Raw genomic sequence first — 21189 nt, 5'->3', positions numbered from 1 at the left:
CGATGGGCGTGACCGGGGGGCGCAAAGGCCCCCCGGTCGACCCGGTCGGTCACTCGACGTTCAGCACGGCCGAGAAGTTGCGGGTGCCCCCCTTGCGGGCGTCGTTGCGGGTGCGGCCGATGGTGACGGCATAGTCGCCCGACGCCTCGAGCGTCACCGCCGACGACGGGTCGAGCGGCATGGCGGTGTCGGCGCCCGGGGCGCGCAGCCAGACCTCGACCCCGGCGGGGGCGTCGAGCAGCAGCGAGACGGACTGGCCGGCCTTGCCCGAGAGGGTGTAGCGGCAGACCGCGTCGCCCGCGAGCGCGCCCGCCTGTTGGCGGTGCCGCCGGTCAGCGCGCCGCTGCCCTTGCACTGGTTGCCCGCGGCCTTTGCCGCCGGCTTGCCGGCCGTCTTGACGGCCGGGGCCGCGGCGGTGCCGGCCGACTGGGCCGCGCCCTTCGACTTGGGCAGCGGGCCGTCGATGCTGACGCTCAGCTTGAAGGGACGGGCGGCCTGCGACTGGCGGGCGGCGGCGCGGGTCTGCAGGACGCGCAGCGTCACCGGCCCGGTGCGGTCGAGGACCAGCGCGTCGCCCGAGACGAAGTCATGCTCGACCGGCTCGACCGCGATCAGGTCCAGCCGCGAATCGCCCAGCGAGGCGCGCAGCGTCTGACCCTTGCGGGCGGACAGGGTGTAATCGCAGGTCTCGAGCCCCGAGACGCTGCCCTTGACGACGGTGCCGGTCGCGCCGTCGGGAAAGCTGACGGTGCCCCCGCACTGGGCGGCGAGCGCCGGGCTGGCGAGCAGGCCGAAGGCGAGGCCGGCAAGGATTGTGCGGTATTCCATGGGTATGTCGCGTGTTATCATATAACAGCCGCGACCTTCTGACCCGTGGGGCGGGGAGCGCTCAGCCACCCCGGGCGCACACGTCTGCGTGCCTGCCGCGCGAGGCTGAACGCACGAGTTGGCGGGAAGGACGCAGGGCGCGGGACAAAAAAAAGAGCCGGGCTTTCGCCCGGCCTAAGTCCAACAGGGAGGTGAAGAGATGGGCTGCCCATCGCTTCACTGCCCAAATAAGGGTCGCACCGCCTGATTGACAAGCATGGTTTTGCTGCCGTTGCAGCATGACGGCCATGCTGGTGCTGCATGGCCACAGGCCGCGCAGGGCGCGGGCGGCCGCCGTCACTCGCCTGACGGGCGTCGCATGGCCAGTATTTCCTCCAGAACGAAATCGCGGAATGCTGCAACGCGGCGTGAACTGCGCAGTTCTTCGGGGAAGGCGAGGAACACCGGCACCTCGGTTGACTCGACCTCAGGCAACACCCGCAGAAGATGCGGGAAATCGGTGGTCAAGTAGTCCGGCAGAACCCCGACGCCGACATCGTTCAGCACCCCCTGCAGGACGCCGAAGTAGTTGTTGACCATCAGCGTCGAGCTGGACGTGTGCGGCAGCAGCATCTGCGTCAGCGCCGCCCCCGAGGACACCTGCGGGGTCTGCGGGTTCTGGCAGATCAGCCGGTGCGGGGCGAGGTCGGCCAGCGTGGCCGGCGTCCCGACTCGGTCGAGATAGGCGCGCGTCGCGTAGAGCTGCATCTTGATGTTCAGAAGTCGGCGGCGGATCAGGTCGGCCTGGCTCGGCTCTTTCATGCGGATCGCCACGTCGGCCTCGCGCATCGGCAGGTCGAGCACCCGCTCTTCGAGCATCAGGTCGATCTTCAACTCGGGATAGCGCGCGTAGAGCTTGGAGAGGCGCGGCACCAGCCACAGCGTGCCGAACCCCACGGTGGTGGTGACCTTGAGCTCCCCGAAGACGTGCTCCTCGCTGTCCCTGATGCGGGCGGCGGTGGTGTCGAGCTTGCGGTTCATCGCCTTGGTGGCGTCGAACAGCATCTCGCCCTGCTCGGTCAGGATGAGGCCGCGGGCGTGGCGGTGAAAGAGCGTGGTGCCGAGCGATTCCTCGAGCGCGCGGACCTGCCGGCTGACGGCGGATTGCGACAGGTGCAGCGTGTCGCCGGCGTGGGTCAGGCTGCCGGCATCGGCGACGGCGTGAAAGATTCGCAGCTTGTCCCAATCCATCATCGCTGCATCCCTCGCCCACGGCCGCATGGCAGTCATGTATTTTCCGCAACCCTTATCGTTTTGCTCGCCGGGCACAAAGGACTTTATCGGTCAGTTTTTCTGACCTATAATCCCACCTGCCGTCCGAGCTGGGGAGGAGCCAAGATGAGCGTTCAGGATATTTCGCTGGCCGACCGATTCGACGTGGCCCGCCGCCACGTGCTCTTGAACGGCACCCAGGCGCTGGTGCGGCTGATGCTGATGCAGTCGGCGCGCGACAAGGCGGCGGGGCTCAACACCGCAGGGCTGGTCACCGGCTATCGCGGCTCGCCCCTCGGCGGCGTCGACCTGCAGATGATGAAGTCGGGCAAGCTGCTGGGGCCCGCCAACGTCCGCTTCCAGCCGGGGCTGAACGAGGATCTGGCCGCGACCGCCATCTGGGGCAGCCAGCAGGCCGAGCTGCGCGGCGAGGGCAAGTACGACGGCGTCTTCGCGCTCTGGTACGGCAAGGGCCCCGGCGTGGACCGCACCGGCGATGTGATGCGCCACGCCAACATGGCCGGCACCTCGCCCCACGGCGGCGTGGTCATGGCGATGGGCGACGACCACACCGGCGAAAGCTCGACGGTCCTCCACCAGTCCGACTGGGCGATGATCGACGCCTATATCCCGGTGCTCTCGCCCGCGGGCGTGCAGGAGATCCTCGACTACGGGCTCTACGGCTGGGCGCTGAGCCGCTTTGCCGGGGTCTGGACCGGGCTCAAGACGATGAAGGACACGGTCGAGGCGACCTCGGTCGTGGACGGCGACCCCTTCCGCCTCAAGTTCGTGACCCCGCAGGATTTCCTCATGCCCGAGGGCGGGCTGAACATCCGCCTCGGCGATACGCCGGTCGCGCAAGAGGCTCGGATGATCGACTACAAGCGCTTCGCGGCCGAGGCGTTCAGCCGCGCCAACCGCATGGACCGGCGGATGTGGGGCAAGCCGGGCGCGAAGATCGGCATCTGCGCGGCGGGGAAGAACTGGCTCGACGTGGTGCACGCGCTGGGGCTGCTGGGCATCGACGAAGCCGAGGCCGAGAGGCTGGGGATCACCACCTACAAGATCGGCCAGACGTGGCCGCTGGACATGACCAGCTTCCACGAATGGGCCGAAGGCCTCGACCTGATCATCGTGGTCGAGGAAAAGCGCAAGCTGATCGAGGTGCAGGTCAAGGAGGCGATCTTCGACGACCGCCGCGGCCGCCGCGTCTATGGCTGGCACAAGGGCGACACGTGGGAGAACGGGCGTCAGGTCGAGCTGTTCCCGACCCGCTACGCGCTCGACCCGGTGATGATCGCGGCCAAGCTGGGCGGCATCCTGATCGAAGAGGGGCGGCGCACCGACAGGATCGAGGCGGCGCTGGGCCGCATCGCCGAGTCACGCCGCGCCGACAACGCGCCCGAGATCGCGGTGCGGACGCCGTGGTTCTGCTCGGGCTGCCCGCACAACTCCTCGACCAAGCTGCCCGAGGGCAGCCGCGCCTATGCGGGGATCGGCTGTCACTACATGGTTCAGTGGATGGACCGCGAGACCACCGGCTTCACCCAGATGGGCGGCGAAGGCGCCAACTGGATCGGCGAGGCGCCGTTCTCGACCCGGCCGCACGTGTTCCAGAACCTTGGGGACGGGACCTACAACCACTCGGGGTCGCTGGCGATCCGCGCCGCCAAAGCGGCGGGGACCAACATCACCTACAAGATCCTGTTCAACGACGCGGTGGCGATGACCGGCGGCCAGCCCAACGAGGGTGAGCTGACCGCGCCGCAGATCGTGGCCGAACTGCGGGCGCTGGGCGTGCCCGTCGTGGTCGCCCATGACGAAAAGGAGGTCGTGGACCGCGCGGCCTTCCCGGCGGGCATCCGCTTCGAGGAACGCGCGAGCCTGATGGCGGTGCAGAAAGAGCTCGAGACGGTGCCGGGCGTGACGGCGATCGTCTATATCCAGACCTGCGCGGCCGAAAAGCGCCGGCGCCGGAAGAAGGGCGCCTTCCCCGACCCGGACCGCCGCATCTGGATCAACCCCGAGGTCTGCGAGGGCTGCGGCGACTGCTCGGTGCAGTCGAACTGCGTCTCGGTGGTGCCGTTCGACACCAAGCTGGGCCGCAAGCGCGCCATCGACCAGTCGAGCTGCAACAAGGACTACAGCTGCGTCAAAGGCTTCTGCCCGAGCTTCGTCTCGGTCGAGGGCGGCAAGCTGCGCCGCCCGGCGGCCGAGGCGCTGGACCTGCCGGCGCTGCCCGAGCCGCGCCTGCCCGAGATCGAGGGCACCCACAACATCGTCATCACCGGCGTCGGCGGCACCGGCGTCGTGACCATCGGCGCGGTGCTGGCGCAGGCCGCGCAGCTCGACGGCAAGGGCGCGGGGATGATGGAGATGGCGGGCCTGGCCCAGAAGGGCGGGGCGGTCCACATCCACCTGCGGCTCGCCAACCGCCCCGAGGACATCAGCGCCATCCGCGTCGCCGTGGGCGAGGCCGATGCGGTGATCGGCGGCGATCTGGTCGTCTCGGCCGGGGCGCGGACGCTGGGGCTGATGACCAAGGGGCGCACCGGCGCGGTGATCAACGACCACGAGATCATCACCGGCGAGTTCACCCGCAACCGCGACTTCCACGTCCCCGGCGACCGGCTGAAGCTGTCGCTGCAGGCGCGGCTGGGCGAGCGGGTGGAGTTCCTGAACACCCAGAGCCTCGCCGAGCGCTATCTGGGCGATTCGATCTTTTCCAACATGGTGGTGACGGGCGCGGCCTGGCAGCAGGGGCTGATCCCGCTCAGCGAGGCTGCGATCCTGCGCGCGATCGAGCTGAACGGCGCCAAGGCCGAGGAAAACAAGCGGGCCTTCCAGATCGGCCGCTGGGCCGCGCTGCACCCCGCCCAGACCGAGGCGATGGGCGCCCACCCCGAGCGCGTCGATCCGGTCGCCTACCGCGCGCAGCGGCTGGTCGGCTATCAGGGCGAGCGCCTCAAGCGGCGCTTCCTCAAGCTCGTCGATCTCGCGCCCGCCGAGCTGCGCGAGACGGTGGCCGACAGCTTCTACCGCCTGCTCGCGATCAAGGACGAGTACGAGGTCGCGCGGCTGCACCTGACCACGGCCGAGAACGTCGCGCGGGTGTTCGAGGGAGACACCAAGCTGACCTTCCACCTCGCGCCGCCGTTCCTCGGCGGGCAGGACCCCGACAACCGGCCGAAGAAGCGCGACTTCGGCGAGTGGATGCTGCCGATGTTCCGCATCCTCTCCGGGATGCGGGGGCTGCGTGGCACGCCGCTCGACGTGTTCGGCTGGCAGGGCGAGCGGCGGCGCGAGCGGGCGCTGGCCCTGCAGTACGAGCGCGACATGACCGAGCTTCTGCCGCAGGTGACGCCCGCGACGCTCGAGACGCTGCGCGAGCTGGCGGCGCTGCCCCAGCAGATCCGCGGCTACGGCTTCATCAAGGACGCCGCCGCCGACAAGGCCGCCGAACGGCGGGCCGAGCTGCTGGCCGAGTTCCGGGCCGGCGGGCGCCCGGCGCGGCCGCCGCTCGCCATGGCGGCGGAGTAGCCCGCCGTCACGCGACAGGTCGCTGGGCCGGAGAGACGCCTCGCGCGCGGCGTGCGGACGTCTTTCTGGTCCGGCCGCCACGCGAGCGTGACGGCCACGCTCTGACCGAAGTCATGGCGTTCGCGGGCCACACGGCCTAGAAACCCCCTCGGACCAACAGCGGAGAAGCGTGGAATGGCCGTCGGCGTGTTCGATTCGGGGCTGGGGGGCCTGACCGTCCATCAGGCCATTGCGCGGCGGATGCCGGACCTCCCGCTGGTCTATCTGGGCGACAACGCCCACACCCCTTACGGCACCCGCACCCCGGACGACATCTTCGCGCTCACCTGTGCGGGGGTCGAGCGGCTGTGGGCCGAGGGCTGCGACCTCGTGATCCTCGCCTGCAACACCGCCAGCGCCGCCGCCCTCAAGCGGATGCAAGAGACGTGGCTGCCGCCCGACAAGCGCGTGCTGGGCGTGTTCGTCCCGATGATCGAGGCGCTGACCGAGCGGCAGTGGGGCGACAACTCGCCGCCGCGCGAGGTGGCGGTCAAGCACGTGGCTTTGTTCGCCACCCCCGCCACGGTGGCGAGCCGGGCCTTCCAGCGCGAGCTGGCGTTCCGCGCCATCGGCGTCGATGTCGAGGCGCAGCCCTGCGGCGGCGTGGTCGATGCGATCGAGGACGGCGACGAGATGCTGGCCGAGGCGCTGGTGGCGAGCCACGTCGAGGCCCTCAAGCGCCGGATGCCGCACCCCGAGGCCGCGGTGCTCGGCTGCACCCACTACCCGCTGATGGAGCACGTGTTCCAGGCCGCGCTGGGGCCGTCGGTGCAGGTCTATTCGCAGGCCGGTCTGGTGGCCGAAAGCCTCGAGGATTATCTTGCCCGCAGGCCCGAGTTCCGCGGCGAGGGGACCCGGTCGCGGTTCCTGACCACCGGCGATCCGGCCCGCGTGACGGCCAAGGCGACGCAGTTCCTGCGTCATCCGATCCACTTCGAGGCGGCCTGAGAAATCGAGGAGAGTGACATGAAATCCCTCAAGAAAAAGCGCCGCATCCAGATCCTCGCGGCCGCCGCCGTGGCGCTGGTGCTGGCGGTCGCGCTGATCGGCTACGGCTTCCGCGACGGGATCAACCTCTACCGCTCGCCGAGCCAGCTGGCCGAGTTCCACCCCGACCCCGACGAAGTGTTCCGGCTGGGCGGGCTGGTCGAGCAGGGCACGCTGAAGCGCGGCGACGGCCACGTGATCACCTTCGCCGTGACCGACGGCGGCGCCACCGTGCCGGTGCGGTTCGAGGGGGTGCTGCCCGACCTCTTCGCCGAGAATGCCGGGATGATCGCCACCGGCTCGATGCAGAACGGCACCTTCGTCGCGAGCGAGATCCTCGCCAAGCACGACGAGAATTACATGCCCAAGGAAGTCGCCGATTCGCTCAAGGAGCAGGGCGTCTATCAGCCGCCGAACAGCTGACCCGCCGCCGGCAACGCGCGGCTGGTTAACGGCCCCTTAACGCCCCCGCGCAACTTTTCCGCCTCGGATCGGGCGAAAAGGGGGGCCGGGGATGCAGACGGTCGAGGAGATCGCGGCAGAGATCGTCGCGCGCGAGGGGGGGTATGTCGATGACCCCGACGACCCGGGCGGCGCGACCAACCACGGGGTGACGCTCGGCACGCTGCGCAGGCTGGGGCGCGACCTGACCGGCGACGGCCGGATCGACCGGGCGGATGTGCGGGCGCTCTCGGCCCGCGACGCCGCGCGGATCTACGTCGAGCATTATTTCCGCGCCCCGCGCCTCGACCGGCTGCCGCCGGGGGTGCAGGCGAGCGTCTTCGACATGCAGGTGAACGCGGGCGCGCAGGCGGTTCGGCTGCTGCAACGGCTGGTGACGCGGATGGGGTTTGCCTGCGCCGATGACGGGGTGGTGGGGCCGCGCACCATCGCCGCCGTCGCCGCCGCGGCCGCCGCCGCCCCGGCGCATCTGGCCGACGCCTACGGCATCGCGCGGCGCAACTATTACTACGCGCTGGCCGACGCCCGCCCGGCCAGCCGCAAGTTCGCCCGCCGCCGCGACGGCGGCAAGGGCGGCTGGATCACCCGCGCCGAGGCCTTCATCGCCCCGCGCTATCACCTCACCGCCGCAGAGCACCGCGAAAGGACCGCCCGATGGGCATGATCGACCGTTTCCTCGGCGCCGGTGCCACCGTGACCGCCGTGGGCAATGCCGCAAGCGGCATGGCCCAGATCCTCACCCCCAGCGCCACCCGCCGGATGGAGCTGGACGAGGAGGCCTATGCCCGCGCCATCGCCGAGCACCAGGCCGAGTTCGCGGGCGCGGGCACGCACTGGTTCGACGCGCTGATGAACGGGCTGAACCGGCTGCCGCGCCCGCTGCTGACCCTCGGCACCATCGGGCTCTTCGTCTATGCGATGGTCGAGCCGGTGGGGTTCTCGGCCCGGATGCAGGGGCTGGCGCTCGTGCCCGAGCCGCTCTGGTGGCTGATGGGGGCGATCGTCAGCTTCTACTTTGGCGCCCGCGAGGCACACTACTTTCGCCACCGGGTCTGGCCCCGCGCGACGGTGCGGGCCCGGGTGACGGGGGCCGCGGCGGCCGAGGACTGGCGGGCGCCGGTCATTCCGGGGACGGAAGCCGGGGAGGATAACTGGCGGGCGCCGATCCTGCCGGGCTTCGACGCGGCTGCGGGGGCCGCCGCGACCGTCGAGGCCGAGATCGAGGAGCGGCTGGACGAGCCCTCGGTCGCCACGCCCGAGGTCGCCTCGGCCCCGGCGACGGCCTCTGCGACGACCCCGGCGACGGCCCCTGTGTCCGGCCCGGCGACGACCCCGGCGGACGACTTTGCCGACAACGCCGCGCTGCGGGACTGGGCCGCGGCCCGGCGGGGGCGCGGCCGGCCCGGACAGTGACGCCTCTGTGACCCCGCGCCGCGCCGCACAGGGCTGGTCGGCGCGGCGCGCAGGGACTACTCTGCCCCCCGGTATCTCTCCGGGGGGCTTTTCGCATGATTGCCGAGCTGGGTCATTTCGCCCTGATCCTGTCGCTCGCCGTGGCGCTGTTCCAGACCATCGTCCCGATGGTCGGGGCGACCCGCGGCTGGCCCGCCTGGATCGAGGCCGCCCGCCCCGCCGCGCTGGCCCAGTTCGGGCTGATCGGCATCGCCTTCGCGGCGCTGACGGTGGCGTTCGTCACCTCGGACTTCTCGGTGGCGCTGGTCTACGAGAACAGCCACTCGGCCAAGCCGATGCTCTACAAGGTGACCGGGGTGTGGGGGAACCACGAGGGCTCGATGCTCTTCTGGGTCACCATCCTGTCGCTGTTCGGGGCCGCGGCCGCGACCTTCGGAGAGCATCTGCCGCCGGCGCTGCGCGCCCGGGTGCTGTCGGTGCAGGGGGCGATCGGGGCCGCGTTCCTCGCCTTCATGATCTTCACCTCGAACCCCTTCACCCGGATGGAGGTCCCCGCCTTCGACGGCCGCGACCTCAACCCGCTGCTGCAGGACCCCGGCCTCGCCTTCCACCCGCCGTTCCTCTACCTCGGCTATGTCGGCCTTTCGATGTCGTTCAGCTTCGCCGTGGCCGCGCTGATCGAGGGGCGGGTCGACGCCGCCTGGGCGCGCTGGGTGCGGCCGTGGACGCTGGCCGCCTGGGTGTTCCTGACCATCGGCATCGCGCTGGGGTCGTGGTGGGCCTATTACGAACTCGGCTGGGGCGGCTTCTGGTTCTGGGACCCGGTCGAGAACGCGAGCTTCATGCCGTGGCTGCTGGCGACCGCGCTGCTGCACTCGGCCATCGTGGTCGAAAAGCGCGAGACGCTGAAAAGCTGGACCATCCTGCTCGCCATCATCGCCTTCGGCTTCTCGCTGATCGGGACGTTCATCGTCCGCTCGGGCGTCATCACCTCGGTCCACAGCTTTGCGAGCGACCCGACGCGGGGGGTGTTCATCCTCGGGATCCTCGCGGCCTTCGTGGGGGGCGCGCTCACGCTCTTCACCGCGCGCGCCGGCGCCATGACCGCGCGGGGCGTGTTCGCCCCGGTCTCGCGTGAGGGGGCGCTGCTTCTGAACAACCTGCTGCTCGCCGTGGCGGCGTTCGTGGTCTTCATCGGGACGATCTGGCCGCTGGTCGCCGAGATGGCGTGGAACCGCAAGCTCTCGGTTGGGGCGCCGTTCTTCAACCAGGCCTTCACCCCCTTCATGGTGGCGCTGGCGATCGCGCTGCCGATCGGGGCGATCCTGCCGTGGAAGCGCGGCCGTCTGGGCCGGGCGATGGCCACGATGGCGCCGGCGGCGATCCTTGCCGTCGCGGTGGCGGGGCTGGTCTATGCGGTCTCGACGGGACACTCGGCACTGGCCGTGATCGGTGCGGCGCTCGGCGCCTGGCTGATCGGCGGGGCCGCGATCGACATCTGGCAGCGCGCCGGGCGCGAGACGATCCGGCTGACGCGCCTGCCGCGTGCCGACTGGGGCCGCGTCATCGCCCACGCGGGGCTGGGCGTCGTCTTCGTCGGCATCAGCCTGCTGATGGCCTGGCAGGTCGAGGACATCCGCGTGGCCCGCGAGGGCGAGACGTTCCGCGTCGGCGCCTATGACATCACCCTCATCGACGTGCGCGAGGTGCAGGGGCCGAACTACGTCTCGACCATGGCCGACATGCGGGTGGTGCGCGACGGGCGCGAGATCGCGGTGCTGTCGCCCGAGAAGCGCGTCTACCCGGTGCAGGCGATGCCGACGACCGAGGCGGCGATCCGCAGCGCCTTCACCGGCGACATCTATCTGGTGATCGGCGACCCGCAGCAGGGCGGCGGCTGGGCGGTGCGGACCTATCTCAAGCCCTTCGCCTTCTGGATCTGGCTCGGCTCGGGGCTGATGGCGCTGGGCGGGCTGGTCAGCCTGTCCGACCGCCGCTGGCGGATCGCCGCGGCGGCCCGGCGCGCGCCGCGCAACGCGGTGGCCGCGGAATGAAGGCGCGGATGGGCGCGCGGATGGGGGCGAGGGCGACGCTTGCCATGCTGGCCGTGGTGCTGGCGCAGGCCGCCTGGTCGGTCCAGCCCGACGAGGTGCTGGCCGACCCCGCGCTCGAGCATCGCGCCCGCCAGATCGGGCAGGTGCTGCGCTGCCCGGTCTGCCAGGGCGAGAACATCGACGAGTCGAACGCCCCCATCAGCCGCGACCTGCGGCTCTATGTCCGCGAGCGGCTGACCGAGGGCGACAGCGACGCCGAGGTGATCGCGGCCGTCACCCAGCGTTTCGGCGAATACGTCCTGTTCGAGCCGAAGGCCGAGGGGGCGAACCTGCTGCTCTACTGGGCGGGGCCGGTGATGGCGCTGCTCGCGGCGCTGGGGGCGTGGCTGTTCCTGCGCCGGCGGCAGACCGACGCAGCGCCGCCCCCGGCGCTGTCGGCCGACGAGCGGGCGCAGCTCGACCGGCTGCTCAGGGATCAGGACAGCTGAACGAATCGCGGCTCGTCGCCGCGGTTGTCGAAGAAGGGCACCGTCTCGGGCTCGGCGAGCGGCCCCTGGGTGCGGGCGACGAGCGCCGCGACCTCGGCCAGCACCACCTCGGTGATGAAGGGCAGGTCCAGCTCGCGCGCCTGGGCGAGGGGCACCCAGTGCAGGTGGCTCAGCTCGTCGCAGGCGGCCGAGAAGTCGTTCGGGTCGCCGGTGATGTTGCGCGCGTCGATCAGGAAGAACCGCGCGTCGAAGCGCCGCGGGCGGCCCGGCGGGGTGATGGCGCGGAACACGAAGAGCAGCGGGTCGTCGGCGCTGGGTGAGACGCTGAGCCCGGTTTCCTCGACCATCTCGCGCAGCGCGGCGCGGGCCAGCGCGTCGGCGCCGACGCCGGTCAGGGGCTCGACCGCCAGCCGGGCGCGGCAGGTGTCGGACAGCGCGTCGGGGCAGGGGGCGGCCGCATCCTCGGGGTCGACGGCGCCGCCGGGAAAGACGTATTTGGACGGCATGAAGGCCGCGGCCGAGCCGCGCATCCCCATAAGGACGGCCGGTCCATCGGCGCGGTCGCGGTTGATCAGGATGATCGTCGCCGCGTCGCGGATGCGGTCCTTGGGCAGGTCGGCGGCCGGTGCCGCGCCGTCGGCAAGGCTCACCGCGCGGCCTCATCCGCCGCGGGCAGGTGGTGCGGGTCGGGGGCGAGATGCGGGTCGTCGCCGCCGAAGCCGTGCATCCGCTTGGCCCATTGCAGCCCGACGAAGGCGCCCTTGAACACCGGCAGCAGCAACAGCGACAGCAGCGCCGCGCCGCCGAGGAAGGCCGCGATCAGCACCTCGGTCGAGGGGCGGTAGAGGGTGTAGATCAGCAGCAGCAGCGGCGCCGCCAGATGCGAGACGACAAGGATGGTGAAATAGGCCGGCCCGTCGTCGGCGCGGTGATGGTGCAGGACCTCGCCGCAGTTCGGGCAGGTGTCGCGCACCGTGAGGTAGCCCTGCATCATCCGCGCCTCGCCGCAGGCCGGGCAGCGCCCGAGCGCGCCGCGCTTCATCGCCTCGACGACCGAGCGGGGCGGGTTGGGGAGGGCGGAGGTGGTGGCAATGGATTGGGTCACGGCAGGTGCCCTTCGCAGCTATGGGGTTGCTGCCAAGATAGGCACTCGCGCCGGCGGGCGCCACCGGGGGGCGGGACAATTCTGCGGGCGTGTGCGGCGTCCCGCGGTGGCGCGCGGCCCGCGGGGGCTTCGCGCCCCCGCACCCCCGCGGGATATTTGGGTCCAGCCCGAGGGGGGATGAGTGACCGAGCCGCCCGGTCGGGCGGTCTCGTGGGCGCGGCGTGGGGGGCAGCGCGCCCCCCGCGCGGGGCGATCAGCTGCGCAGGATCGAGCGGCCGGCGTATTCGGCCGTCGCGCCCAGCATTTCCTCGATGCGGATCAGCTGGTTGTACTTCGCCAGCCGGTCCGACCGCGCGAGGCTGCCGGTCTTGATCTGGCCGCAGTTGGTCGCCACGGCGAGGTCGGCGATGGTCGAATCCTCGGTCTCGCCCGAGCGGTGGCTCATCACCGAGGTGAAGCCGGCGCGATCGGCCATCCGCACCGCGTCCAGCGTCTCGCTGAGCGTGCCGATCTGGTTCACCTTGACGAGCAGCGAGTTGCCGCAGCCGCGCGCGATCCCCTCGGCCAGGCGCGCGGGGTTGGTCACGAACAGGTCGTCGCCCACCAGCTGCACCGTGCCGCCCAGCCGCTCGGTCAGAAGCTTCCAGCCGTCCCAGTCGTCCTCGGAGCAGCCGTCCTCGATCGACAGGATCGGGTAGTCGGCGCAGAGCTTCGCCAGATATTCGACGTTCTCGGCCGGGGTCAGCGACAGCCCCTCGCCGCTGATCTCGTACTTGCCGCCCTTGAAGTACTCGGTCGAGGCGCAGTCGAGCGCCAGCATGATGTCGTCGCCGGGCTGGTAGCCCGCCTTCTCGACCGAGCGCAGGATGAAGTCGAGCGCGTCGCGGGTCGAGGAGAGGTTCGGCGCGAAGCCGCCCTCGTCGCCCACGCCGGTGGCGAGGCCGGCCGCCGAGAGCTCCTTCTTCAGCGTGTGGAACACTTCCGAGCCCATGCGGATCGCGTCGCGGATCGAGTCCGCGCTGACCGGCATGATCATGAATTCCTGGATGTCGATCGGGTTGTCGGCGTGCTCTCCGCCGTTGATGATGTTCATCATCGGCACCGGCAGCAGCCGCGCCCCCGCGCCGCCGACATAGCGGTAGAGCGGCAGGGCCGAGGCCTCGGCCGCGGCCTTGGCGACCGCCAGCGACACGCCGAGGATGGCGTTGGCGCCGAGGCGGGACTTGTTCGGGGTGCCGTCCAGTTCGATCATCAGCGCGTCGATGGCCAGCTGCTCGGTCGCGTCCTCGCCGATCAGCGCCTCACTGAGCTCGCCGTTGACGGCGGCCACCGCCTCGAGCACGCCCTTGCCGAGATAGCGGCTCTTGTCGCCGTCGCGCTTTTCGACCGCCTCATGCGCCCCGGTCGAGGCGCCCGAGGGCACCGCCGCGCGGCCCATGGTGCCGTCCTCGAGGGTCACGTCGACCTCGACGGTCGGGTTGCCGCGGCTGTCGAGGATCTCGCGGGCGAAAATGTCGATGATGGCGGTCATGGCGCGCTCCGGTGCTGGGTCGGGGGTCTCATGTTGGGGGTCTCATAGCGCCGGGCGCGGGGCGGGGAAACCCGGTCAGGGCGCTGATAGCGCTATATCCGCCCAGATCGGCAGGTGGTCCGAGGCGCGCCGCGCCAAGGGGCTGTCGTGGACCCCGCTCGCGTGCAGCGTCAGCCCGGCCGAGAGCGCCAGCCGGTCATAGCGCAGCATCGGCCAGGGTGCGGGCCAGCTGGGCCCCGGCGCCACCACCTGCAGCCCGGCGAGCGATTCGAGGCCGCGGTCGTCGTGCCATTCATTGAAGTCGCCGGTCATGACGAAATCCTGCCCGCTGATCCGCACCGCCTTGGCGATCAGCCGCGCCAGTTGCGCGCGGCGCGACGAGCGCGCAAGCCCGAGGTGCATGACGATCACCGTCAGCCCGCGCGCATCCGGCGCCGCCAGCCGCAGCGCCAGCGCGCCGCGCGGCTCGATCCCCGGCAGGGGCAGGCGGCGGACGTTGGCACCCGCGGCCAGTTCGGGGCGCATGAGGATGGTCTGCCCGTGCCAGCCGAGCGACTGGCCGCTGGTCGCCACATGGGGGGCGGGGACCATGCCCGTCGCCTCGCGGATCATGCCGCGCGGCAGCGCCTCGGGGCGGCCGCCGAAGCGGAAATCCACCTCTTGCAGCGCCACGATGTCGGCATCGAGATCGGCGATGACCTGAAGATTGCGCTCGGGCGCGTGCGGCCCGACCATGCCGCGGCCCTTGTGCAGGTTGTAGCTGGCGACGCGCAGGGTCCGGGTCATGGGCGCCTGAGTGTCACGCCGCGCGCCCGAGTTCCAGAGGCTGCGCGCAGCCGGGGCGCCGGGCGCCTCGCGCGGACCCGGGCCCGCGAGGTCGGGGGGGATCAGGTGCCGCAATAGGTCGTCCGCACCGCCTCGGTCTCGAGCGGGGCACGGCTCAGGTCGTCCCAGTCGGCCCGCGCCTCGAACGGCGCGTCGAGTGCCGCCCAGAGCCGGTGGAAGGGGGCGAAGTCGCCCGTCACGCCCGCGTCGATCACCTGCTGAACGCGGTGATTGCGGGGGATGCGGACGGGGTTTGCGGCGGCGGCCAGCGACAGGTCGGGCCCGAGCGCCTGCCAGTCGCGCTGCCAGTCCCGGAACGGCGCGGGGTCGAGGAACTCGTCGGCCGCCGTGCCGTCCACGAGGCCGCGGAACACGCGGGTGAAGTCCGCCCGACTGGTCGCCATCAGCCCGAGCAGCCGCTCGATCAGCGGGCGCGCGGCCTCGTCTGCATCGGCGAGGCCGAGCTTGGCGCCGAATCGGCGCAGCCAGGCGGCGTCGTAGAGCGGCGGGAAGCCGTGCACGATCGCGGTCGCCTCGGCCACGGCCGCGTCGGTGTCCGCGCCCATCAGCGGGATCAGGCAGCTGGCGAGCTGCGCGAGGTTCCAGACCGCGACATGGGGCTGTTCGGCATAGGCATAGCGGCCGCCCCGGTCGATGGCCGAGAACTTCGTGTCGGGGTGATAGCCGTCGAGGAAGGCCGCCGGGCCATAGTCGATGGTCTCGCCCGAGACGGCCATGTTGTCGGTGTTCATCACCCCGTGCACGAACCCGAGCGCCATCCACTGCGCGACCGTCTCGGCCTGCGCCGCGACCACGGCGCGCAACAGCCCCGCGGCGTCGCCCGCGTCGGGGTAGTGGCGGGCGATGGCGTGCTCGGTCAGCGCGCGCAGGCGGTCGAGGTCGCCGCGGATGGCGAAGAACTCGAAGGTGCCGACGCGGATGTGGCTCTGCGCCACCCGGGTCAGCACCGCGCCGGGCAGCGGGCTTTCGCGCCAGACCGTCTCGCCGGTGGTGACGGCGGCCAGCGCGCGGGTGGTGGGCACGCCCACGGCGGCCATGAACTCGGACAGCAGGAACTCGCGCAGGACCGGGCCGAGCCACGCCCGCCCGTCGCCGCGGCGCGAGAAGGGCGTCGGGCCCGAGCCCTTGAGCTGCAGGTCGAAGCGCAGCCCGTCGGGGGCCACGACCTCGCCCATCAGCACCGCGCGCCCGTCGCCGAGCTGCGGTGAGAGGCCGCCGAACTGGTGCCCGGCGTAGGCCTGAGCAATCGGCTCGGCCCCCGGCGGGACGGCGTTGCCGGCGAGCATGGCAAGCCCCGCCTCGCTCTCGAGCCAGTCGGGGTCGAGGCCCATCCGCGCCGCGAGCGGCCGGTTGACGGCGACGAGCCCGGGGCCGCGCACCGGCGTCGGCGGCGTGCGGCTGAAGAACCCCGGCCCGAGGCGGGCGTAGGAGTTGTCGAACTGGGGTGCGGATGGGGTGCTCATGGAGCGGATGTGGGCACGGGCCGCGGGAATTGAAAGGCCGCGCCGCGCGGTGGCGCGGGGCCCGTGGCTGACGGCGCCCGGCGGCCGCGCGGGCGGCGCGCTTGCGGCGCGGGGCGGGGCGGCGTATCCCTGCGCCTTGCCCCGCCCCCTCGCCACTCCCCATCCGCCCGCAGGAAAGACCGCGCCATGAAGTTCCTCGATCTCGCCAAGGTCTATATCCGCTCGGGCGGCGGCGGTTCGGGCTGCGTCTCGTTCCGGCGCGAGAAGTTCATCGAATACGGCGGCCCGGACGGGGGCGACGGCGGCCGCGGCGGGGATGTCTGGGCCGAGGCGGTCGAGGGGCTGAACACGCTGATCGACTTCCGCTATCAGCAGCATTTCTTCGCCCGCTCGGGCCAGCACGGCATGGGCAGCCAGATGACCGGCGCCTCGGGCGACGACATCGTGCTGAAGGTTCCGGCCGGCACCGAGATCCTCGACGAGGACCAGGAGACGGTGGTCGCCGACCTGACCGAGCCGGGCCAGCGGGTGCTGCTCGCCAAGGGCGGCAACGGGGGGTTCGGGAACCTTCACTTCAAGTCCTCGACCAACCGCGCGCCGCGCCATGCCAACCCCGGCCTGCCGGGGGTCGAGCGGACGCTGTGGCTGCGGCTCAAGCTGATCGCCGACGCGGGGCTGGTGGGGCTGCCGAACGCGGGGAAATCGACCTTCCTCGCCGCGGTGTCGAACGCGCGGCCGAAGATCGCCGACTATCCCTTCACCACGCTGGTCCCGAACCTGGGCGTGGTCGGCGTGGACGGGCATGAGTTCGTCATGGCCGACATTCCGGGCCTGATCGAGGGCGCGAGCGAGGGCCGGGGCCTTGGCGACCAGTTCCTCGGCCATGTCGAGCGCTGCGCGGTACTGCTGCACCTCGTCGACGGCACCGCCGAGGACGTGGCGGGTGACGCGCGCACGATCCTGACCGAGCTCGAGGCCTACTCCGAGGTGCTGGCGGCCAAGCCCCGCATCACCGTGCTGAACAAGGCCGATGCCTTGGACGCGGACACGCTGGCCGAGCGCCGCGCCGCGCTCGAGGCCGAGATCGGCGGGCCGGTCATGGTCATGTCCGGCGTCTCGCGCCAGGGCGTGACCGAGGTGCTGCGCGCGCTCTGGACCGCGATCGAGCCGACCCGCGCCCCGGTCGCCGCCCCGCGGACGACGTGGCAGCCGTGAGGGCCGCGCCTGCCATGCCCGAGACCGCCATGCCCGAGACCGCCATGCCCGCCACCCCGGACATCGCCGCCGCGCGGCGGCTGGTGGTCAAGATCGGCTCGGCGCTGCTGGTCGGGGCCGAGGGGCTGCGGACGGACTGGCTGCGCGGCCTCTGCGACGACGTGGCCGACTGGCGGCGGCGCGGCGCGGACGTGGTGCTGGTGTCGTCGGGTTCGATCGCGCTCGGCCGCCGGGTGCTGGGCCTGCCCGCGGGCGCGCTGACGCTGGAGCAGGCGCAGGCCTCGGCGGCGGTGGGGCAGATCCGGCTCGCCCGCGCCTACGAGGAGATGCTTGCCCCGCACGGCGTCACCACCGCGCAGGTGCTGGTGACGCTCGAGGATACCGAGAACCGCCGCCGCTATCTCAACAGCCGGGCGACGATGCAGACGCTCTTGAGCCTCGGCGTGGTGCCGATCGTGAACGAGAACGACACGGTGGCGACCGACGAGATCCGCTACGGCGACAACGATCGGCTGGCGGCGCAGATCGCGGTGACCTGCGGGGCGGACCAGTTGCTGCTCTTGTCGGACGTGGACGGGCTCTACACCGCGAACCCCAAGACCGACCCCACGGCCCGGCATCTGCCGGTGGTCGCGCATCTGACGGCCGAGATCGAGGCGATGGGCGGCGATCCCGTCTCGGGTTTGTCGAAGGGCGGGATGAAGACCAAGCTCATGGCCGCGCGCACCGCGGTCGCGGGCGGCTGCGCGATGGCGATTGCCGAGGGCTCGGTGCTGCGGCCGCTGTCGGCGGTCGCTTCCGGCGCGCGGGTGACGTGGTTCCTGCCCGAGGGCGACCCGCAGGCGGCGCGCAAGCGCTGGATCGCGGCGATGAAGCCGCGGGGCGAGCTGGTCGTGGACGACGGCGCCGCGCGGGCGCTGGGGCAGGGGCGCTCGCTTCTGCCGGCCGGGGTGCGGGCGGTCAGCGGCGCCTTTCACCGCGGCGACCCGGTGGTGATCCGCAGCCCCGAGGGCGCGGCGCTGGCGCAGGGCCTCGTGCGCTACGATTCCGCCGACGCGGCGCTGATCGCCGGGCGCCGCAGCGACGAGATCGAGGCGCTGCTGGGCTACGCGCCGCGCACCGCGCTGGTGCACCGGGATGACATGGTGGTGGGGCGGTAGCGGTGCTGCGGGTCACGCGACAGGCGGCTGACCCGGCGGGCGAGATCGCGTCGCTGATCCACGACAGCTTCGCGGCGTCCGAAGGCCCCGCCGAGGGCGCGCGAGTCGGCCGGCTTGCCGCCGCGCTGCTGGCTGGGCCGGCACCAGCGGCCGAGGCGTTCCTCGCCCGCGAGGGCGACGCGCTGGTGGGGGCCGTGCTGTTCTCGCCGCTCGCGTTTTCGGACGACCCGCGGCGGGTCTTGCTGCTGTCGCCGATGGCGGTCGCGACGGGGCGGCAGGGCGAGGGGATCGGGCAGCGGCTGCTCGGTGAGGCGCTGGCCACGCTGGACGCCGAGGGCGTCGACGCGGTGCTGACCTACGGCGACCCGGCGTTCTACGGCCGGCTGGGGTTTCGGCCGCTCGACCCGCGCGAGACGGCACCGCCGTTCCCGTTGTCGATGCCGCAGGGGTGGCTCGGCCGGCCGCCCGGGGGCGAGGCGTCGGGCGCGCTCCCGCCCTTGCGGGGCACCAGCCGCTGTGCCGCGCCGCTTTCCGATCCGGCGCTCTGGTAGGGCGCCGCGCCGGGGGGGAGGGGCCGCGCACCGCGGGATCGGAGAGCGTGCCGCCCGTGCCGACAGCGCTGACGGTCAGGTGCGGTTGGCACGACGACCGCTGATGCCTGCAGCCCTGAAGCCACGGGCCTCAAGGCGCTCGGTCTTGCCCCACCCGCCCCGCCGAAGCGGGGTGTCCGCCGCGGCGTCCCTCAGAAATGGATCGCCCGACCGTAGGCGCTCAGAACCGACTCGTGCATCATCTCGCTCAGCGTCGGATGGGCGAAGACGGTGTGCATGAAGTCTTCCTCGGTCAGCTCGGCGGTCTTGCCGATGACGTAGCCCTGGATCAGCTCGGTGACCTCGGCGCCGACCATGTGGGCGCCCAGAAGCTCGCCGGTCCTGGCGTCGAAGACCGTCTTGACCAGCCCCTCGGGCTCACCCAGCGCGATGGCCTTGCCGTTGCCGATGAAGGGGAAGCGGCCGACCTTGACCTCGTGTCCGGCGGCCTTGGCCTTTTCCTCGGTCAGCCCGACCGAGGCGACCTGCGGCTGGCAATAGGTGCAGCCGGGGATGTTGGTGGCCTTGCACGGGTGGGCGTGCTGGCCGGCGATGAGTTCGGCGACCATCACGCCCTCGTGGCTGGCCTTGTGGGCAAGCCACGGCGCGCCCGCCACGTCGCCGATGGCGTAGAGCCCCTCGACCCCCGTCCGGCAGTATTCGTCGGTCACGACATGGGTGCGGTCGATCTTGACGCCCAGCTTTTCCAGCCCCAGCCCCTCGACGTTGCCGACGATCCCCACGGCCGAGATCACCGTGTCGAAGTCCCGCGTCTCGGTCTTGCCGCCGGTCTCGATATGGGCGGTCACCGTGCCGCCCTTGCGGTCGAGCTTCCTGACCGTCGCCTTTTCCAGGATCGTCATGCCCTGCTTGACGAACTGCTTTTTGGCGATGCCGCTGATCTCGGCGTCCTCGACCGGCAGGACGCGGTCCATGACCTCGACCACCGTGGTCTCGGCGCCGAGCGTGTTGAAGAACGACGCGAACTCGATCCCGATCGCGCCCGAGCCGATCACCAGCAGCTTCTTGGGCATCCGCTTCGGCACCAGAGCGTGCTTGTAGGTCCAGACCAGATCGCCGTCCGCCTCGAGCCCCGGCAACTCGCGCGCCCGCGCGCCGGTGGCGAGGATGATCGCCTTGCCGGTGATCTCGTCCGTGCCCTTGTCGGTCTTGACGCTCAGCTTTCCGGGGGCGGTCAGCGTCGCCTCGCCCATGATCACGGTGACCTTGTTCTTCTTGAGCAGGTGCCCGACGCCGCCTGACAGCTGCTTGGCCACCCCGCGTGAGCGCGCCACCACCGCGTCGAGGTCGAAGCCCACGTCGCCGGCCTTCAGCCCGTAGTCCTTGGCGCGTTCCATCATGTGGAACACTTCGGCCGAGCGCAGCAGCGCCTTGGTCGGGATGCAGCCCCAGTTGAGGCAGATGCCGCCCAGATGCTCGCGTTCGACGCAGGCGACCGACAGCCCGAGCTGCGCGGCGCGGATCGCCGCCACATAGCCGCCGGGTCCGGCGCCGATCACCACCACGTCGAATTGCTGCGCCATCCCATGTCCCCCGTTAACCTGCGGCCGTAACCGTGTGACGTCGGGTCACAATCGCAGGCTCACCCGAGGTCGGCAAGGACCACCTTGCCCGAGACGAGCGCGCCGTAACCGCCCGCGTCGAGCAGCGCCTGCTCGGCCGGCGTCGAGGTGCGGCCGAGCGCCGCGTTCCGCCACGGGAAGCGCCCGAAGGCCGCGATGGCGTCGCGGTGCAGCCGCGCGTGGCGCAGGTTCTCGCCCGGCATCCGCTCGGCGAACAGCGCGATGGCGCGGTCCTGATCGGCCAGCGACTCGCTGTGCTCGAAGGGCAGGTAGAAGAACTGCCGCGCGGGCTCGGGCGTGGCCATGTCGTGACCGGCGGCGATCGCCGCATCGGCGAGACGCAGCGCCAGCGCGTCGGTGGCGAAGGCGCGCGGGTCGCCGCGGAACATGTTGCGCGGGAACTGGTCGGTCAGGATCAGCGCGGCGAGCGCGCCCTCGGGGCCGCGGGCGGCCCAGTCGGGGGCGAGGGTCGCCGCGGCCTCCCACGCGGGGCGGAAGCGGTCGCGGATCGTCTGGTCCAGCGAGGTGCTGCGCGCATACCAGCCGTCGGCACCGACCTCGTCGACCCAGAAGCCGACCACCTCGGCGGGCGACACGTCAGCGGCGGGTGGTGCGGGCCGGGAGTCGGGCATGG

Annotated in this window: 19 protein-coding genes and 1 pseudogene; 10 read left to right on the top strand and 10 right to left on the bottom strand. The window is 71.7% G+C overall.

Annotation, left to right across the window (positions count from 1 at the left end):
* Positions 1 to 49: 49 nt before the first annotated feature.
* From BLW17_RS18760 to BLW17_RS01545, 3 genes are all read right to left on the bottom strand, one after another.
* Positions 50 to 181, bottom strand: a complete 132-nt coding sequence (locus BLW17_RS18760; protein ID WP_269429080.1) for a hypothetical protein — start codon at positions 179 to 181, stop codon at positions 50 to 52.
* Complete coding sequence (locus tag BLW17_RS01550) at positions 154 to 828, bottom strand: hypothetical protein (RefSeq protein WP_036733739.1); 675 nt, start codon at positions 826 to 828, stop codon at positions 154 to 156. Before BLW17_RS01550 ends, BLW17_RS18760 begins: the two co-directional genes overlap by 28 nt.
* Before the next feature lie 336 nt (positions 829 to 1164).
* The gene (locus BLW17_RS01545) at positions 1165 to 2058 is read right to left on the bottom strand and encodes a LysR family transcriptional regulator (protein WP_036733758.1); all 894 of its coding nucleotides are present in this window, start codon (positions 2056 to 2058) and stop codon (positions 1165 to 1167) included.
* A gap of 147 nt (positions 2059 to 2205) precedes the next feature.
* On the opposite strand from BLW17_RS01545, the gene BLW17_RS01540 reads away from it, so the two are divergent.
* The 7 genes and pseudogenes from BLW17_RS01540 to BLW17_RS01510 all read left to right on the top strand — a co-directional run bounded on the left by BLW17_RS01540 (position 2206) and on the right by BLW17_RS01510 (position 11062).
* Positions 2206 to 5619, top strand: a complete 3414-nt coding sequence (locus BLW17_RS01540; protein ID WP_036733741.1) for an indolepyruvate ferredoxin oxidoreductase family protein — start codon at positions 2206 to 2208, stop codon at positions 5617 to 5619.
* Between the two features lie 174 nt (positions 5620 to 5793).
* Entirely contained in the window at positions 5794 to 6606 is an 813-nt protein-coding gene (locus BLW17_RS01535) for a glutamate racemase (RefSeq protein WP_036733743.1), read from the top strand.
* 18 nt (positions 6607 to 6624) lie between these two features.
* Positions 6625 to 7068 (top strand): cytochrome c maturation protein CcmE, encoded by a 444-nt coding sequence (ccmE, locus tag BLW17_RS01530; protein ID WP_036702959.1) that lies wholly within the window; start codon positions 6625 to 6627, stop codon positions 7066 to 7068.
* A 91-nt stretch (positions 7069 to 7159) separates the two neighbouring features.
* Positions 7160 to 7771, top strand: a complete 612-nt coding sequence (locus BLW17_RS01525) for a holin-associated N-acetylmuramidase (RefSeq protein ID WP_036733745.1) — start codon at positions 7160 to 7162, stop codon at positions 7769 to 7771.
* A pseudogene (locus BLW17_RS18420) lies at positions 7762 to 8223 on the top strand (holin family protein); the annotation flags it as partial. The gene BLW17_RS01525 and the pseudogene BLW17_RS18420, both read left to right, overlap by 10 nt.
* Before the next feature lie 392 nt (positions 8224 to 8615).
* On the top strand, positions 8616 to 10574 hold the full coding sequence (locus tag BLW17_RS01515; protein WP_036733747.1) for a heme lyase CcmF/NrfE family subunit: 1959 nt from the start codon (positions 8616 to 8618) through the stop codon (positions 10572 to 10574).
* A complete protein-coding gene (locus tag BLW17_RS01510; protein ID WP_081969136.1) occupies positions 10571 to 11062 on the top strand; it encodes a cytochrome c-type biogenesis protein in 492 nt (163 codons plus the stop codon). Before BLW17_RS01515 ends, BLW17_RS01510 begins: the two co-directional genes overlap by 4 nt.
* On the opposite strand, the gene BLW17_RS01505 is transcribed toward BLW17_RS01510, so the two are convergent.
* From BLW17_RS01505 to BLW17_RS01485, 5 genes are all read right to left on the bottom strand, one after another.
* The gene (locus BLW17_RS01505; protein WP_036733749.1) at positions 11050 to 11712 is read right to left on the bottom strand and encodes an NUDIX hydrolase; all 663 of its coding nucleotides are present in this window, start codon (positions 11710 to 11712) and stop codon (positions 11050 to 11052) included. The two genes, BLW17_RS01510 and BLW17_RS01505, sit on opposite strands and share 13 nt — an antisense overlap.
* The gene (locus BLW17_RS01500) at positions 11709 to 12104 is read right to left on the bottom strand and encodes a DUF983 domain-containing protein (protein ID WP_081969137.1); all 396 of its coding nucleotides are present in this window, start codon (positions 12102 to 12104) and stop codon (positions 11709 to 11711) included. The genes BLW17_RS01505 and BLW17_RS01500 overlap by 4 nt, the downstream gene beginning before the upstream one ends.
* A gap of 316 nt (positions 12105 to 12420) precedes the next feature.
* Positions 12421 to 13698 carry a phosphopyruvate hydratase gene (gene eno / locus BLW17_RS01495; RefSeq protein ID WP_036712032.1) on the bottom strand — a complete coding sequence of 426 codons (1278 nt, stop codon included), beginning with the start codon at positions 13696 to 13698 and terminating at the stop codon, positions 12421 to 12423.
* 75 nt (positions 13699 to 13773) lie between these two features.
* Positions 13774 to 14484 carry an endonuclease/exonuclease/phosphatase family protein gene (locus BLW17_RS01490; protein WP_036702969.1) on the bottom strand — a complete coding sequence of 237 codons (711 nt, stop codon included), beginning with the start codon at positions 14482 to 14484 and terminating at the stop codon, positions 13774 to 13776.
* A gap of 101 nt (positions 14485 to 14585) precedes the next feature.
* On the bottom strand, positions 14586 to 16007 hold the full coding sequence (locus tag BLW17_RS01485; protein ID WP_036733751.1) for a protein adenylyltransferase SelO: 1422 nt from the start codon (positions 16005 to 16007) through the stop codon (positions 14586 to 14588).
* A 186-nt stretch (positions 16008 to 16193) separates the two neighbouring features.
* Here BLW17_RS01485 and obgE point away from each other — a divergent pair, with 186 nt between their 5' ends.
* From obgE to BLW17_RS01470, 3 genes are read left to right on the top strand one after another with little or no spacing between them, the layout of a single operon-like run.
* Entirely contained in the window at positions 16194 to 17222 is a 1029-nt protein-coding gene (gene obgE, locus BLW17_RS01480) for a GTPase ObgE (protein ID WP_036702974.1), read from the top strand.
* Between the two features lie 44 nt (positions 17223 to 17266).
* Positions 17267 to 18382, top strand: coding sequence for a glutamate 5-kinase (gene proB, locus BLW17_RS01475; protein WP_036733766.1), 1116 nt, complete (start codon positions 17267 to 17269; stop codon positions 18380 to 18382).
* Positions 18383 to 18384: 2 nt separating this feature from the next.
* Entirely contained in the window at positions 18385 to 18933 is a 549-nt protein-coding gene (locus tag BLW17_RS01470) for a GNAT family N-acetyltransferase (protein ID WP_231572782.1), read from the top strand.
* 191 nt (positions 18934 to 19124) lie between these two features.
* Here BLW17_RS01470 and lpdA read toward each other — a convergent pair whose 3' ends face one another.
* Both lpdA and BLW17_RS01460 read right to left on the bottom strand, forming a co-directional pair.
* Positions 19125 to 20516 (bottom strand): dihydrolipoyl dehydrogenase, encoded by a 1392-nt coding sequence (gene lpdA, locus BLW17_RS01465; protein ID WP_036733753.1) that lies wholly within the window; start codon positions 20514 to 20516, stop codon positions 19125 to 19127.
* A gap of 59 nt (positions 20517 to 20575) precedes the next feature.
* The gene (locus tag BLW17_RS01460) at positions 20576 to 21187 is read right to left on the bottom strand and encodes a DUF924 family protein (RefSeq protein ID WP_036733755.1); all 612 of its coding nucleotides are present in this window, start codon (positions 21185 to 21187) and stop codon (positions 20576 to 20578) included.
* Between the last annotated feature and the right edge of the window lie 2 nt (positions 21188 to 21189).

The organism is Paracoccus sanguinis, from assembly GCF_900106665.1.
GTDB lineage: Bacteria > Pseudomonadota > Alphaproteobacteria > Rhodobacterales > Rhodobacteraceae > Paracoccus > Paracoccus panacisoli.
The sequence above is the reverse complement of the archived record's forward strand: the minus strand, read 5'-3'. Positions and strand labels throughout refer to the sequence as shown.